The sequence below is a fragment of the Halomonas sp. 3D7M genome (assembly GCF_014897885.1).
Lineage (GTDB): Bacteria > Pseudomonadota > Gammaproteobacteria > Pseudomonadales > Halomonadaceae > Vreelandella.
The window spans coordinates 29,591-44,866 of sequence record NZ_JABUZF010000252.1 but is presented as its reverse complement, the minus strand read 5'-3'; the positions used below and the strand labels follow the sequence as shown (position 1 = coordinate 44,866).

Here is a 15,276-nt window from a genome sequence, read left to right as displayed (position 1 = left end):
ATAACGTCGCGTCATGGCGCCATCTCCTTATTTAACGGCGGCTCGCAGCCTTCCTGAAGCACCGCCCATGCCATATCCACGGCATCTACCGTGGGCCCGACATCATGCACGCGCAAAATATTGGCGCCCCGTTCAACCGCCATGGCTGCTAGCGCAAGACTTCCGGCCAAGCGCTCCTCCACCGGGCGACCCAACACTTTACCAATCATGCTTTTCCGCGACATCCCCACTAACAGCGGCAACTCCAGCGCCTGAAGTTCATCCATATACTTCAGCAAGCGCAGGTTATGTTCAATGGTTTTGCCAAAACCAAAACCAGGATCTACCAACAGACGGCTACGGCGAATTCCAGCGGCTTCACACGCCGCTACCCGCTCAGCAAGATAGTCGGCAACCACTCGCTCAACTGGCTGACCATAATAGGGCGACTGCTGCATATCCTGGGGCTCACCCTGGCGATGCATTAAACACACAGGCAGGCCAGTGCTTGCCGCAGCGCCCAGCGCACCCTCGCGCTCTAGCGCTCGCACATCGTTAATCATACCAGCGCCAAGCGCGCTTACTTCTCGCATAACAGCAGGGCTACTGGTATCGACTGACACCAGCGCATCTAGCTCGTGCACTAACGCTTCAACCACAGGCGCCACACGGTCTAACTCTTCCTGCTCTGATACAGGGCTAGCCCCCGGCCTTGTCGACTCCCCGCCCACGTCAATCATCGCGGCCCCTTCCGCCAACATTTGTTCAGCGTGGCGCAACGCGCTATCTAGACCAATGTGTTGCCCGCCATCAGAGAAGGAGTCCGGCGTAACATTCAGAATACCCATTACCCGTGGAAACGAAAGATCTAATGAATGGCGCCCACAGCGCAGGTGATATGCGCTATCCGCTGCCCGTGAAGGCGATGAAGAGTCAACTATCGGTTTCATGCTGCGGCCTACTAAAAGAAAAAACGTGTTTGCAATGGCTTCACAGCATAACAAAAAGGCGCCCCGTTATGGGGCGCCTTTGCTAACATCTCTAACACTCGCACACGTTAAGGACCTGCGGGACCGCCTAACGGGTCAGAAGGACGACGGCGTGGCTGGTCATCATCCTCTTCGCCATCGTCGCCAGATGCATCAGAAGGCGTACCGTCAGCCTTTTCCTCCGCCTTCTCGTCACCAACACGCGTGCCGCCGCCAGATGAATCACCATCGTTCCAGCCTTCTGGCGGACGCGGATCGCGCCCCTCCATAATATCTTTCAGCTGATCAGCATCGATGGTTTCGTACTTCATCAGCGCTTCGGCCATCGCATCTAGCTTGTCGCGATTATCTTCCAGAATCTGGCGTGCCTGCTCGTAACACTCGTCGATAATCTTGCGCACTTCTTTATCGAGACGAGACGTCGTTTCGCCAGATTTTAGCTTACCGCCACCCTGACCAGGGCCACCAAGGAACTGGTGGGACTCATCCTCGTCGTACATGATCGGGCCCATCTCATTCGATAGCCCCCATTTAGCGACCATGTTATGGGCCAGCTCGGTGGCGCGCTTGATATCGTTTGAAGCACCCGTTGTCACACCGTTAGCACCCAGCGTCATCTCTTCGGCAATACGCCCACCAAACAGCGAGCAAATCTGACTGAGAATTTGCTGGCGAGACAGGCTGTAACGATCTTCTTCCGGCAAGAACATGGTGACGCCTAGCGCACGGCCACGCGGGATGATCGTCACTTTGTAAACAGGATCATGCTCCGGCGCAACAAGGCCAATAATGGCATGACCTGATTCGTGATACGCCGTGTTGAGCTTCTCTTTATCGGTCATAACCATCGATTTGCGCTCAGCGCCCATCATGATCTTGTCTTTAGCAAGCTCCAGCTCTTCCATGGCAACCAAGCGCTTGTTACGACGGGCGGCAAACAGCGCTGCCTCGTTGACCAAGTTCGCAAGATCCGCACCAGAGAAGCCTGGCGTACCGCGCGCAATCAGCTGCGGCTTAACATCATCCGCCAGCGGCACTTTACGCAGGTGAACGCCCAGAATGTGTTCACGGCCACGAATATCCGGCAGCCCAACCGTTACTTGACGGTCGAAACGCCCCGGACGCAGCAGCGCAGGATCAAGCACGTCAGGGCGGTTAGTGGCCGCAATGACGATGACCCCTTCATTAGCTTCGAAGCCATCCATCTCTACCAGTAACTGGTTGAGTGTCTGCTCACGCTCATCATTGCCGCCACCCATGCCAGCACCGCGTGAACGGCCAACCGCATCGATTTCATCAATAAAGATAATGCAAGGCGCTTGTTTCTTGGCTTGCTCAAACATGTCACGAACGCGTGAAGCACCAACGCCCACAAACATTTCAACAAAGTCTGAACCAGAGATAGAGAAAAACGGTACTTTGGCTTCGCCCGCAATGGACTTGGCCAGCAGCGTTTTACCTGTTCCTGGCGGACCTACCATCAATACACCGCGCGGGATTGTGCCACCCAAACGCTGGAATTTAGTAGGATCACGCAAGAAGTCTACAAGCTCTTCAACTTCTTCTTTCGCCTCGTCGCAGCCTGCAACATCGGCAAATGTGGTCTTGATCTGATCTTGGGAAAGCAGTTTGGCTTTCGACTTACCAAAGCTCATGGGACCGCCTTTACCGCCACCGGCTCCACCTTGCATTTGGCGCATAAAGAACATAAAGATGGCCAGAATAAGCAGAATCGGGAAGCTCGCAATCAGCAAGCGCGTCCAGATGCTTTGTTGTTCCGGCTCTTTACCGACAACGGTCACGTTATTGCTTAGCAGATCATCCATCAGCTTAGGATCTTCCGCCGACGGGCGGATGGTCTGGAACTGAGAACCGTCCGTACGCTCACCAATGATGGTATAGCCATCAATCGTGACACTACGTACCTGCTGATTTTGCACCTGCTGCACAAACTGAGAGTAGTTGGTGGTTTGCGGTGCGCTTTCCGTACTGAAATTGTTGAACACTGTCAGTAGAACGGCCGCGATGACCAACCACAGAATCAGGTTCTTCGCCATATCGTTCAAGGGGCTACCCTCATTACAAGAATCCGTCAGTTAACCGTCAATACTCAGACCTTACACTAGAGCTTAACGTTCAACCATTGCCAAAGCACATTTTGCTTTGGGCCATCTGTGTCACGCTCGTCCAATGTGCATAATGTGACACAATTTACGCCTGCCTGTCTGGCAATCGTGGTGATAAATCTTTGCTATTACCCGCCAGTATCTACACGCTCGCACTCACTGACGAGTACAGGGCCACGTCTCGCTAGCCTCGAAATCCTTCCGCTAAAAAATAGACTTCCCGCGAGCGCGCCCTCGAAGCATCCGGCTTGCGAGTCACAACACGATCAAAGCTACTTCGGAGCTCTTTCAAATAGGTATCAAATCCTTCGCCTTGAAATACCTTAGCCAGAAAACGCCCGCCAGGCGGTAGCGTTTCTCGCGCAAGTTCCAAAGCGAGTTCAACAAGGTACATTGCCTGTGGCTGATCAATAGCCGCCATACCACTCATATTGGGGGCCATATCGGACATCACAAGGTCTACCTGACGATTTCCTAAACGTTCAAGAATCGCGTTAAGCACGCTCTCTTCAGTAAAATCGCCCTGGATAAAGTCAACGCCGGCGAGGGCATCCATCTCTAATATGTCTGACGCTATCACGACACCGTCAGGCCCCACCTTTTCTGCGGCAATTTGACTCCACCCCCCTGGGGCAGCGCCTAGATCAATTACCGTCATGCCTGGGCGAAACAGCTTATCCTTTTCATCAAGCTCAAGCAGTTTATAGCTTGCACGGGAGCGATAGCCATCTTGCCAGCGTTGTTTCACATACTGATCGTCGAAATGTTCTTTCTTCCAGTTGTTGCTGGTCTTGCTCACTGAATGTTTACGGCTTGGGGGCTTTTGCTGCATGTGGGAATCTAACACTGGAATAAGAGATGGGCGCATTCACGCGATTGCTTTCACTTAACGGCATTTCACCGTAAGATGGAGCGTTAAGCGCTAACCGGGATACCGCAAGATACCATGAGCTTGTCACAGGCACAAAAGAAAGCATTTCGTAGCATTGGCCATCACCTTAATCCAGTGGTCACCGTTTCTGAGAACGGCGTCTCCGAAAATTTGCTCGCAGAACTCAGCCGCGCGCTCAACGATCACGAGCTCATCAAAGTGAAGCTCGCTATTCCCGAGCGGGAAGACCGCGTCGCGGCGCTCAATGAGCTAGTCGCCGACAGTAACGCCGAGCTAGTACAAACCATTGGCAAAATGGCGCTGCTCTATCGCCACAACCCAAAGGTAAACCCCAAGCTTTCCAACATCACGCGTTTTGAAAACCACCACGGACGGCATTAACCCACACGTGACTCGTTAAACAACGCATGAACGCATGATACTAAAAGGCCCGCGACGTCACCGTCACGGGCCTTTTAGTGTGCCTGGACTGCAGGCGCCATCAAGACGCCCGCCCCGCGTCACCGCGGTAAATCAGAGATGTTCAACACTCTCAATTTCGTACTCAACATCGCCACCAGGTGTTTTTACCACCACCACATCGCCTTCTTCTTTGCCAATCATTGCTCGGGCGATAGGTGAGGTCACAGAAATGCGCCCCTCTTTAATATTGGCTTCGTCTTCACCAACAATGCGGTAGGTAACGCTGGCGTCGCTATCCAGATTCAGCAACGACACGGTAACCCCAAAGATCACCTTGCCGGTTTTGGGCAGCTTAGTAACGTCGATGACCTGCGCACCTGAAAGCTTGCTTTCAATTTCCTGGATACGGCCTTCAATAAATCCTTGCTGCTCGCGAGCGGCGTGGTACTCGGCGTTCTCCTTGAGATCGCCATGTTCACGCGCTTCAGCAATAGCAGCAATAACTTGAGGGCGGGCTTCGCCCTTCAAGTGATTAAGCTCTTCGCGAAGACTTTTTTCTCCCGCTACCGTCATCGGGACCTTGTTCATTGACTTGCTCCTGCATGCAGATCCTGAAGGCGCCGCACCGTAATCTCCCTACCGTACTCAAGCGCCATGCAAACAGCATTAGCGCCCGCCAAGGTGGTCGCATAGGGCACCTTGCGCGCGAGAGCAGTACGGCGAATAATTGAAGAGTCGTTAATAGCCTGACGACCTTCAGTCGTGTTCACGATGTAGGCGATTTCGTCGTTCTTCAACAGATCGACAATATGGGGACGGCCTTCGTAGACTTTATTGACGTGCTCCACTTCCAGTCCAGCAGCTTCAAGTGCTGCCGCTGTACCGCGCGTTGCACATAGTGTGAAGCCCAATGTTAGCAGAGAACGCGCCACTTCGATAATCCCTTGCTTGTCGGGCTCGCGTACCGAAAGGAACGCTTTACGGTCACCATCCAATGCTGGAATGGCTTCGCCAGCGCCCAACTGCGCTTTAAAGAACGCTTCTGCAAAGGTCTCGCCAGAGCCCATTACTTCACCCGTCGACTTCATCTCGGGCGACAGAATCGGGTCAACACCCTGGAACTTGTTGAACGGGAAGACCGCCTCTTTCACGCTATAGAAGTGCGGGATAATTTCGCGCTCAAAGCCCTGCTCGGCCAGTGTATTACCCGCCATGCAGCGCGCCGCAATTTGCGCCAACGAAGTGCCGATACACTTAGACACAAACGGTACGGTACGCGACGCACGAGGATTAACCTCGATGACATAAATTTCGCCACCCTGCCACGCCAGCTGCACGTTCATCAGACCTTTAACGCCCAACTCAACGGCCATTTTCTTGACCTGCTCGCGCATTTCATCCTGCACATCGGCAGGCAGCGAGTAAGGCGGCAACGCACAGGCGGAATCACCAGAGTGAACGCCAGCTTGCTCAACGTGCTGCATAATGCCGCCGATCACCACCTGCTGACCGTCCGACACAGCGTCGATATCAATTTCGATCGCGGCACTCAAGAAGTGGTCAAGCAAAACGGGAGAGTCGTTAGACACCTTCACCGCATTGGTCATGTAGTTTTCAAGCTCGGAGGCGTCATAAACGATCTCCATTGCCCGACCACCCAGCACGTAGCTAGGGCGCACCACCAGCGGGTAGCCAATGGCCTCTGCCTTGGAAAACGCCTCTTCAAAGCTACGGGCAGTGGCGTTGGGCGGCTGCTTCAAGCCTAGCTTGTCGATCATTACCTGGAAGCGCTCGCGGTCTTCAGCGCGGTCAATGGCGTCCGGCGTGGTACCGATAATCGGCACGCCTGCTGCCTCTAGTTCACGGGCAAGCTTCAGCGGCGTTTGGCCACCGAACTGCACAATCACGCCAACCGGCTTCTCTTTGTCGGCAATTTCCAACACATCTTCCAGCGTCACCGGCTCGAAGTAGAGACGATCAGAGGTGTCGTAGTCGGTAGAAACGGTTTCCGGGTTGCAGTTGACCATGATGGTTTCATAGCCATCATCGCGCATGGCAAAGGCGGCATGAACACAGCAGTAATCGAACTCGATACCTTGACCGATACGGTTCGGGCCACCACCCAATACCATAATTTTCTGACGATCAGAGACGTCCGCTTCGCACTCCTCTTCATAGGTGGAGTACATGTAAGCGGTGTCTGAGGCAAATTCCGCCGCACAGGTATCGACACGTTTATAAACCGGACGAATGCCCGCTGCTTGGCGCGTTTTGCGGAACTCTTTTTCAGACACGCCCAGCAGCTTGGCCAAACGCGCGTCACCAAAGCCTTTGCGCTTAAGCTGGTAAAGCTCGCGAGCAGAGAAATCGGCCAGAGCGCGCTTGGCGACGGCATTTTCAGTCAACACCAGGTCTTCCAACTGCACCAGGAACCAAGGGTCGATATTGGTGAGCGCAAATACCTCATCAACACTCATTCCAGAGCGCATGGCGTCAGCCACATAGAAAATACGCTCGGCACCGGCGGCCTGCAGCTCGCCCTGAATGATCGCCATATTGTCTGGCGTGAAATCGGTGATGATCGGATCAAGACCATCGTTACCGGTTTCCAGGCCGCGCAGCGCTTTCTGCAGCGACTCTTGGAACGTACGGCCAATCGCCATCACCTCGCCCACCGACTTCATCTGGGTGGTCAGGCGGTCGTTTGCCTGAGGGAATTTCTCGAAGGTAAAGCGCGGAATCTTAGTGACGACATAGTCGATTGATGGCTCAAACGACGCGGGCGTGCGGCCACCGGTAATATCGTTTTGCAGCTCATCCAAGGTGTAACCCACCGCCAGTTTCGCGGCGATTTTGGCAATCGGGAAACCAGTAGCCTTAGATGCCAGCGCCGACGAGCGCGATACCCGCGGGTTCATCTCGATAACCACCAGGCGGCCGGTTTTCGGGTCCATACCAAACTGTACGTTGGAGCCGCCGGTTTCCACACCAATCTCGCGCAGTACCGCGAGGCTGGCATCACGCATGATCTGATACTCTTTGTCGGTCAGCGTTTGCGCTGGCGCGACGGTAATCGAGTCACCGGTGTGAACACCCATCGGATCGAAGTTTTCAATCGCACAGACAATGATGCAGTTGTCATTCTTATCCCGCACCACTTCCATCTCGTACTCTTTCCACCCCAGCAGCGATTCGTCGATCAGCAGCTCGTGGTTATTGGAAAGCTCGAAACCGCGGGTACAGATCTCTTCGAACTCTTCTTTGTTATACGCCACGCCGCCGCCGGAGCCGCCCATGGTGTAAGAAGGACGAATAATGGTCGGAAAGCCTAATTCAGCCTGAATTTCCCAGGCCTCATCCATGGTGTGCGCCACCTTGGCTTTCGGGCACTCCAAACCAATGCGCTTCATGGCTTGATCGAACAGATCGCGATCTTCAGCCATGTTAATCGCATCGGCATTGGCACCAATCATCTCGACGCTGTACTTTTCCAGTACGCCATGCTTTTCCAGGTCAAGCGCGCAGTTGAGCGCTGTCTGACCACCCATCGTGGGTAGAATCGCGTCCGGGCGCTCGGCCTCAATAATTTTTTCAACCGCTTGCCAGGTAATCGGCTCGATGTAGGTGGCATCGGCCATGGCCGGGTCGGTCATGATGGTGGCCGGGTTGGAGTTAACCAAAATAACCCGGAACCCCTCTTCACGCAGCGCTTTACACGCCTGGGCGCCAGAGTAGTCAAATTCGCAGGCCTGGCCGATGACAATCGGGCCAGCGCCAATGATAAGAATGCTGTTGATATCGGTACGCTTAGGCATAACGGTTCCCGCAAAATAGGTGACGATGAGCGACAAAAAAACGGCGTTACATGGCGGCGATCAAGGGCAGCGTTAGCGACGCGCCTGCATCATGGTAATAAAGCGATCAAACAGCGGCGCCACATCACGCGGGCCAGGGCTAGCTTCCGGGTGACCTTGGAAGCTAAACGCCGGGCGGTCAGTGCGCTCGATCCCTTGCAGCGTGCCATCGAACAGCGAACGGTGCGTGGCACGCACGTTGGCTGGAAGGGTCGCTTCATCGGCAGCAAAGCCGTGGTTTTGGCTGGTAATCATTACCGTGCCGGTGTCTAAATCCTGCACCGGATGGTTAGCACCGTGGTGGCCGTGGCCCATCTTGATGGTTTTGGCACCCGAGGCCAGCGCCAGCAACTGGTGACCAAGGCAAATGCCAAATACCGGCGTATTGGTTTCCAATACATCCTGAATTGCCTTGATGGCGTAATCACAGGGCTCGGGGTCACCGGGGCCGTTAGCCAAAAAGATCCCATCCGGATTCATCGCCAACACGTCAGCCGCAGGCGTTTGTGCCGGTACGACCGTCAACCGGCAGCCGCGCTCGGCCAGCATACGTAGGATGTTAAATTTCACCCCGAAGTCATACGCCACCACGTGGTAAGGACGCTCACCTTGGGAAGCATCAGCATAGCCCTCGCCCAGCGTCCACTCGCCTTGGGTCCATTCGTAAGCCTCTTTGCACGAGACTTCCTTGGCCAGATCCATGCCCTTCAACCCGGGAAATGCCTTCGCTGCCGCCAGCGCCCGCTCTACCGCATCATCGCCCTCTGCTTCTGCACCCGCCAGAATCGCACCGTTTTGCGCGCCTTTATCACGCAGAATGCGCGTTAAACGGCGAGTATCGATATCCGCAATGCCCAGCACATTTTGGCTTTTTAGATAGTCAGAGAGGCTTTGCTCTGAACGGAAACTGCTGGCCAGCAGGGGTAAATCACGAATCACCAGGCCCGCTGTGGCAATCGATGCAGATTCCACATCTTCCGAATTAATGCCGGTATTGCCGATATGAGGATAGGTCAGCGTGACGATTTGGCGGGTGTAAGAAGGGTCAGTGAGGATTTCCTGGTAGCCGGTCATGGCTGTATTGAACACCACCTCACCGCTTGTGACGCCATCCGCGCCAATGGCAATGCCATGAAACACACTGCCATCTTCCAGGGCCAATATCGCGGGTTTGCTCAATGCGGGGTTATTCAAGACAAGTTCTCCCATGCTGGTGGGAGCCTGTGGGCGCAGGCTCGGCGATCCGGTTTGTCGGCGTTTGCGTGCAAACGTCGGGTCGTAAAAAAGCGGGACGAAGCCGATAGTAAAAAAATCGGTTTCATCCCGCTTGTTGTTCTCTTCCGTGGCGAATGGCCATGGCGCAGCATTTAGCTGACTGTTTTCTCTAACCTGAGGCCAGTGCAACAAGCGCGGTGCTTACCCTACAGCGATTCGTTCGCTGCAGATATTTTGCTGCTTTTTGCAGCCACTGGGCCAAAATTTTTGGAATGTTACAGGATTTATCGACCTTAGGCTAGCCCTAAAACTACCAGCAACTTTATATGCTCCATTTTACCCCTGCAATCAATATGCCACGACCTTCAGGTCATTGATAAATGAGGAGGATGGAAGTCGCCCCAAAATTTTTTGTGTACGTAATTAATATATTTGGTTGCCTTCTTGATGTTTTTTTGTCTACGCTTGTCCGAGTTGACCAAATGGTCAAACACGTTTTTTTCGATAGCTCACCCAACAAATACAAAGAGAATATCGTCATGCCACAAAGCCCTACGCCGTATTCCGGCTCTCCTCCCGTGCAAGCAACGAGCACCCTGGATAATTACTTCAATGTCAGCCGCCGCGGCTCCTCGGTGAAGACCGAAGTGCTTGCAGGCATCGCGACGTTTCTAGCCGGGATGTATATCATCGTGGTCAACCCAGCCATCTTATCTGATGCGGGTATTCCCTTTTCTGCAGCACTCTCCGCCACCGTGGTCATCAGCTTTTTTAGTAGCTTGGCCATGGGCTTGTATGCCCGCAATCCAATTTTAGTTGCTCCTGGAATGGGCATGAATGCGCTTTTCACCTACACCCTGGTGCTTGGCGCAGGGTTATCGTGGGAAGTTGCTCTAGGCTGCGTATTCTGGTCAGGAGTACTGTTCGCTATTTTGGCGCTGTTTAACGTTCGCGAAGCCATCATCGAGGCCATTCCAGCCTCATTGCGCTATGCCATCACCTGTGGGATAGGCCTATTCATCACCTTTATTGGGCTCAAGAATGCCGGGTTCATCGTAGCCAACCCAGCGACCCTGATTAGCCTGGGCGATTTAAACGCAAGCCTAATAACCTTCTTTATTGGCCTAATGGCTACCGCGATACTGGTCATTCGCGGCTTCAATGGCGCTCTGATCTTAGGCATCGCCCTAACCACTCTGTTGGCAATCCCTATGGGGCGGCTGTGGAGTGACGACGTATTGGTGGCTTGGCAAGGCCTAGCCGCATGGCCGGATTTCTCGGCGGTAATGAAGGTCGATATTCTAGGCGCCCTCAAGGTGGCTTACCTGCCGTTCATTTTCGTGATGCTGTTTACTAACTTCTTCGACTCACTGTCTTGCTTTATGGCGCTATCCGAGTCAGCGGATCTCAAGGATGCCAACGGCAATCCACGCAACCTTAAGCGTTCCATGACGGTGGATGCTTTCGCATCGATGATCGCGGCCCCTCTCGGCACCAGCGCGGCACAAACCTTTATCGAATCCGGTGCTGGCGTTGCCCAGGGCGGCCGCACAGGACTCACGGCCGTCGTTATTGGCGTATTGTTCCTGCCTTTCTTGTTTCTCTCACCGTTGCTGTCCCTAGTTCCCAGCATCGCGACAGCCCCAGCTCTTGTCTTGGTGGGGCTGTTCATGATGGCACCGATTGGAAAGATTGACTGGAGCCGTCTCGAGGAAGCCTTCCCCGCATTTCTAGCCATCATTTTAATGCCGCTGACGTACTCCATCACCCTGGGTATCGCCTTTGGTTTTATCAGCTTTGTACTCATCCGGCTGGCCACCGGCAAGCTGGATGAGATTAAGCCTGCGATGTGGGTCTCCGCCCTGTTAGCGGTGGTGATGCTACTGACAGCACAATAGACGACTCTTCTCATGCTGAGTCATCAAGAAATACCCCGTTTCTCACGCACCACCTGACCGATCGGACAGCAATTAAGCAACCAATAACAACATAACGGGTAGAACTATGATTACATTTCACCTCAATGGGCAACCGCATCGCGTTACAGCGGATGTTCACCTTAGCGTTCTGGAACTGCTAAGAGAACAACTACACCTGACCGGCACCAAGGAAGGTTGCGCGTCTGGTGATTGCGGCGCTTGCACGGTAGCCATCGGGGCACCCGATGCCAATGGCGAGCTACGCTACCACAGCGCCAACGCCTGCATCATGCCCGCTCATCAGCTCCAAGGCCGCCACTTAGTCACCGTCGAAGGTCTCGCTGACGACCAGCAATACCTGCATCCCGCCCAGGCAGCCATGGTCGAATGCCATGGTAGCCAATGCGGCTTCTGCACGCCGGGCATTGTGATGTCATTGTTCACACTGCACGAAGAACAGCACACTAACCCGCTCGCCACTCCCTTTAGCCCTGAGCGCCTTGAAGCCGCACTTGGCGGCAACCTGTGTCGCTGCACTGGCTATCGCCCCATTCGTGATGCGGCATTAGCAATGAACAGTATCGATGGTCATCGCCCTGAATGGTTAGATGCAACACTGAATGATGCGCAAGATAATCAGCACGTGGCCAACCTGGACGAAACCAGCAGCCGTTTCCATCAGCCTCGCCAGCTGAATGACCTAGTGCGCCTACGCGCAGCCCATCCAGAAGCACGCTTGGTTGCGGGTGCCACTGACCTTTGGCTTGAAGTCACCCAACAACTGAAGGACTTACCACGGCTTATCGACACCACCCGCGTAAGTGAGCTTCAGCAAATTGAACAAGGTCAGGATGCGAGCGGGCGTCCCGGCTGGTGGATCGGAGCAGCCGTCACCTATGCACGCCTGGAGCCCCTACTCGAGAGTGAATATCCAACCTTTGCCCATCTTCTACACCGCCTAGGCTCGGCACAAGTACGCAACCGCGGCACCTTGGGCGGCAACGTTGCTAATGCATCCCCCATCGGCGATACCCCGCCGGTGCTGCTGGCTCTTGATGCACAGCTTCGTCTTGCAGGCCCTAACGGCTCCCGCGAGATTGCCGCCAGCAACTTCTTCATCGACTACAAAAAAACCGACTTGGCTGACAATGAGGTGTTAAGCGCGGTTTTCATCCCGGCCCCACAAGCAGGCCATCAGTTGAAAGTATGGAAACTCTCGAAGCGGCGCGAAGATGATATTTCTGCCGTGCTGAGTGCCTTTGCCTGGCATCTGGAGGATGGGTGTCTACGCGATGTACGCCTGGCCTTCGGTGGCATGGCCGGCATACCTGCCCGAGCCCGTGGGGCCGAAGCGGCTCTCGAAGGAAATCCCCCCTCACCAAGCGTCTTTGAGGCTGCACGCCAAGCACTCGCGAATGACTTTTCACCGATGAGCGATGTTCGTGGCAGTGCCGACTACCGCACGCGCTCAGCGAGCGCGCTACTTGAACGCCTGCGTCTGGTCATCGAATCGTCTACCCACGCCCAACCACACACTCAGGAGGTGATGCTCCATGCGTACGCTCACTGATCTGCCAGCACCACAGCCTGAGCAGAAAGCATTTCAGCCAGCACAACATACCGGCCGTTTTTTTTCTGGCACCTCGGCCAATCACGAGAGTGCCATCAAGCATGTCACCGGGCGCGCGGCTTATATTGATGACCTAGCCCTTCCGGCCAATGCCCTCCACCTAGCCGCAGGCCTGTCATCTGTCGCCCACGGGCGCATTACCCGCATGGATCTGGAAGCGGTAAGGTCTGCTCCTGGTGTGGTCGATGTTATTAGCGTGGCAGACGTGCCAGGCCATACCGATATTGGCCCCGTTTTCCCAGGGGATCCCATCATGGCCGACGGCGAAGTGCTCTACGCGGGCCAGGTGCTATTTGCCGTGGCGGCCGACAGCCACCGTGCGGCTCGTCAAGCAGTCGAAAAGGCAATTATCGAGATCGAGGAGCGCCCTGCAAGCCTCGACCCCGTTGCTGCCGCCAACGCGGGCGATCTGGTACGCCCTACTCATCAACAGATCAGTGGAGACTGGGAAAAAGCCTTTGCCGACGCTGCCATTGTCGTTGCTGGCAAACAGTTTGTCGGTGGCCAGGAACACTTCTACTTGGAAGGGCAAGCCTGCGTCGCTCATCCCAGCGAAGACGAAGGCGTTATGATTCATACCTCCAACCAGCATCCTAGCGAGACGCAGAAACTGGTTGCCGAGGTGCTCGGCATTCCCTTCCATGCCGTTACCGTCGAGACTCGCCGCATGGGGGGCGGATTCGGCGGCAAGGAAACACAGGCTTCTCCCTGGGCTTGCCTAGCCGCCCTAATCGCTAGACGAACCGGGCGCAGCTGCCGCTTCCGCTTACCGCGGGTCGATGACATGCGCGTCACCGGAAAGCGCCACCCTTTTCATAACGACTACCGTCTTGGCGTCGATGCTCAGGGCGTGATTCTGGGTGGCGATATCAATGTAATCGGCGACTGTGGCTATTCACCCGACCTTTCCGACGCCATTGTTGATCGCGCCATGTTCCACTCGGATAACGCCTATTCGCTGGGTGACGTCCGCGTTACAGGATATCGAGCGCGCACCCATACGGCCTCTAACACAGCTTTCCGCGGCTTCGGCGGCCCCCAAGGTATGATGGTTATTGAGGCGGCAATGGAGGATATCGCTCGCCGTCTGGGCGAAGATCCGCTGACGATACGCAAGCGCAACTTTTACCGCGACGGCCGCAACACGACGCATTACGGCCAGACGGTAGATCAGACCGTTCTACTGCATGAGCTGGTTGAGCAACTCGAAACCTCTAGCGACTACTGGCAGCGGCGCCGAGCGATCCGAGAGTTCAACGCCAAGAGCCCCGTCATTCGTAAAGGCTTAGCGTTGACCCCGGTAAAATTCGGCATTTCCTTCACCGCCCAGCACCTCAACCAAGCGGGCGCGCTTCTTCACGTCTATACCGACGGCAGCGTCATGATCAACCATGGCGGCACCGAGATGGGTCAGGGGCTGCACACCAAGATTTGCCAAGTAGTTGCGCGTGAGCTGGGATTGGATCTTGATAGCGTGCGCATCACCGCCACGCGTACCGACAAGGTGCCCAACACCTCTCCCACCGCCGCCTCCAGCGGTGCCGATCTCAATGGCCAGGCGGCGCGCGATGCGGCACTCAAACTAAAAACACGACTTTATGACTTTGCCGCCGAGCACTACCATCTCGATCGAGAAACCATCCACATCAAAGAGGGTTATTTAATAGCCGGCTTTGGCGAAAGTGAACGCCGCATCGCTTGGGGAGAGCTGGTTCAAGCCGCTTATCTATCGCGCATCTCACTTTCGGAAAAAGGCTTTTACGCTACCCCATTGATCCATTATGACCGCGCCACCGGCAATGGACGCCCTTTTTACTACTATGCCTTTGGTGCGGCGGTGGCCGAAGTTTCAATCGATACCTTGAGCGGCGAGTACCTAGTAGATCGTGTCGATATTCTCCACGACGTGGGTGACTCACTGAATCCGGCTATCGATATCGGCCAGGTCGAAGGTGGTTTTATTCAGGGGATGGGCTGGTTAACCAGTGAAGAGCTGAAATGGAATAATAAAGGCCAACTGATTTCCAATGGCCCCGCGACCTACAAGATTCCCACTTACGGCGACCTACCCGCCACTTTCAATACCTCCTTAATGGAAGGCCACCCCAACTCCATGGCCAGCATCTATCGTTCCAAGGCCGTGGGTGAACCCCCTTTCATGCTTGGTATGTCGGTATGGGCGGCTCTGCGTGACGGCTTGGCCAGCCTAAACGGATACACTCAGGCGATACCTCTGGACACCCCAGCCACACCGGAGCGAGTCATGGCGG

The 15,276-nt window shown here is 55.0% G+C and carries 10 protein-coding genes (1 of these 10 running past the window's edge); 4 read left to right on the top strand and 6 right to left on the bottom strand.

Translation table 11 applies throughout. The annotated features are described in order from the left end of the window. Nucleotides 1–11: 11 nt before the first annotated feature. The 3 genes from folP to rlmE form a co-directional block, all read right to left on the bottom strand. Nucleotides 12–929, bottom strand: coding sequence for a dihydropteroate synthase (gene folP / locus INT22_RS15475; RefSeq protein WP_193060639.1), 918 nt, complete (start codon nt 927–929; stop codon nt 12–14). 107 nt (nt 930–1,036) lie between these two features. Then, a complete protein-coding gene (gene ftsH / locus INT22_RS15470; RefSeq protein ID WP_089039919.1) occupies nt 1,037–3,034 on the bottom strand; it encodes an ATP-dependent zinc metalloprotease FtsH in 1,998 nt (665 codons plus the stop codon). 244 nt (nt 3,035–3,278) lie between these two features. Continuing rightward, nucleotides 3,279–3,926, bottom strand: coding sequence for a 23S rRNA (uridine(2552)-2'-O)-methyltransferase RlmE (gene rlmE, locus INT22_RS15465; RefSeq protein WP_083000710.1), 648 nt, complete (start codon nt 3,924–3,926; stop codon nt 3,279–3,281). 114 nt (nt 3,927–4,040) lie between these two features. On the opposite strand from rlmE, the gene yhbY reads away from it, so the two are divergent. Further along, nucleotides 4,041–4,367, top strand: coding sequence for a ribosome assembly RNA-binding protein YhbY (gene yhbY / locus INT22_RS15460; RefSeq protein ID WP_089039920.1), 327 nt, complete (start codon nt 4,041–4,043; stop codon nt 4,365–4,367). A gap of 132 nt (nt 4,368–4,499) precedes the next feature. On the opposite strand, the gene greA is transcribed toward yhbY, so the two are convergent. The 3 genes from greA to carA form a co-directional block, all read right to left on the bottom strand. After that, entirely contained in the window at nt 4,500–4,976 is a 477-nt protein-coding gene (greA, locus tag INT22_RS15455; RefSeq protein WP_009723748.1) for a transcription elongation factor GreA, read from the bottom strand. Beyond that, nucleotides 4,973–8,203, bottom strand: coding sequence for a carbamoyl-phosphate synthase large subunit (gene carB / locus INT22_RS15450; RefSeq protein WP_193060640.1), 3,231 nt, complete (start codon nt 8,201–8,203; stop codon nt 4,973–4,975). Before carB ends, greA begins: the two co-directional genes overlap by 4 nt. 72 nt (nt 8,204–8,275) lie before the next feature. Next, nucleotides 8,276–9,421, bottom strand: coding sequence for a glutamine-hydrolyzing carbamoyl-phosphate synthase small subunit (gene carA, locus INT22_RS15445; protein WP_193060672.1), 1,146 nt, complete (start codon nt 9,419–9,421; stop codon nt 8,276–8,278). Between the two features lie 575 nt (nt 9,422–9,996). Here carA and INT22_RS15440 point away from each other — a divergent pair. The 3 genes from INT22_RS15440 to xdhB all read left to right on the top strand — a co-directional run. Continuing rightward, nucleotides 9,997–11,355: an NCS2 family permease gene (locus tag INT22_RS15440; RefSeq protein WP_083000706.1), complete on the top strand. Its 1,359-nt coding sequence runs from the start codon at nt 9,997–9,999 to the stop codon at nt 11,353–11,355. Nucleotides 11,356–11,461: 106 nt separating this feature from the next. After that, nucleotides 11,462–12,946, top strand: coding sequence for a xanthine dehydrogenase small subunit (gene xdhA, locus INT22_RS15435; protein WP_193060641.1), 1,485 nt, complete (start codon nt 11,462–11,464; stop codon nt 12,944–12,946). Next, nucleotides 12,930–15,276 carry the 5' portion of a xanthine dehydrogenase molybdopterin binding subunit gene (gene xdhB, locus INT22_RS15430; RefSeq protein ID WP_193068514.1) on the top strand. 56 nt of this gene lie beyond the right edge of the window, so only the first 2,347 of its 2,403 coding nucleotides appear in the window; the start codon lies at nt 12,930–12,932; the stop codon falls past the right edge of the window. The genes xdhA and xdhB overlap by 17 nt, the downstream gene beginning before the upstream one ends.

Bases quoted from the DNA above. Each gene is read 5' to 3' on its own strand.
- folP (WP_193060639.1), bottom strand. From the start codon at position 929: ATGAAACCGATAGTTGACTCTTCATCGCCTTCACGGGCAGCGGATAGC.
- rlmE (WP_083000710.1), bottom strand. From the start codon at position 3,926: ATGCAGCAAAAGCCCCCAAGCCGTAAACATTCAGTGAGCAAGACCAGC.
- yhbY (WP_089039920.1), top strand. From the start codon at position 4,041: ATGAGCTTGTCACAGGCACAAAAGAAAGCATTTCGTAGCATTGGCCAT.
- greA (WP_009723748.1), bottom strand. From the start codon at position 4,976: ATGAACAAGGTCCCGATGACGGTAGCGGGAGAAAAAAGTCTTCGCGAA.
- carB (WP_193060640.1), bottom strand. From the start codon at position 8,203: ATGCCTAAGCGTACCGATATCAACAGCATTCTTATCATTGGCGCTGGC.
- INT22_RS15440 (WP_083000706.1), top strand. From the start codon at position 9,997: ATGCCACAAAGCCCTACGCCGTATTCCGGCTCTCCTCCCGTGCAAGCA.
- xdhA (WP_193060641.1), top strand. From the start codon at position 11,462: ATGATTACATTTCACCTCAATGGGCAACCGCATCGCGTTACAGCGGAT.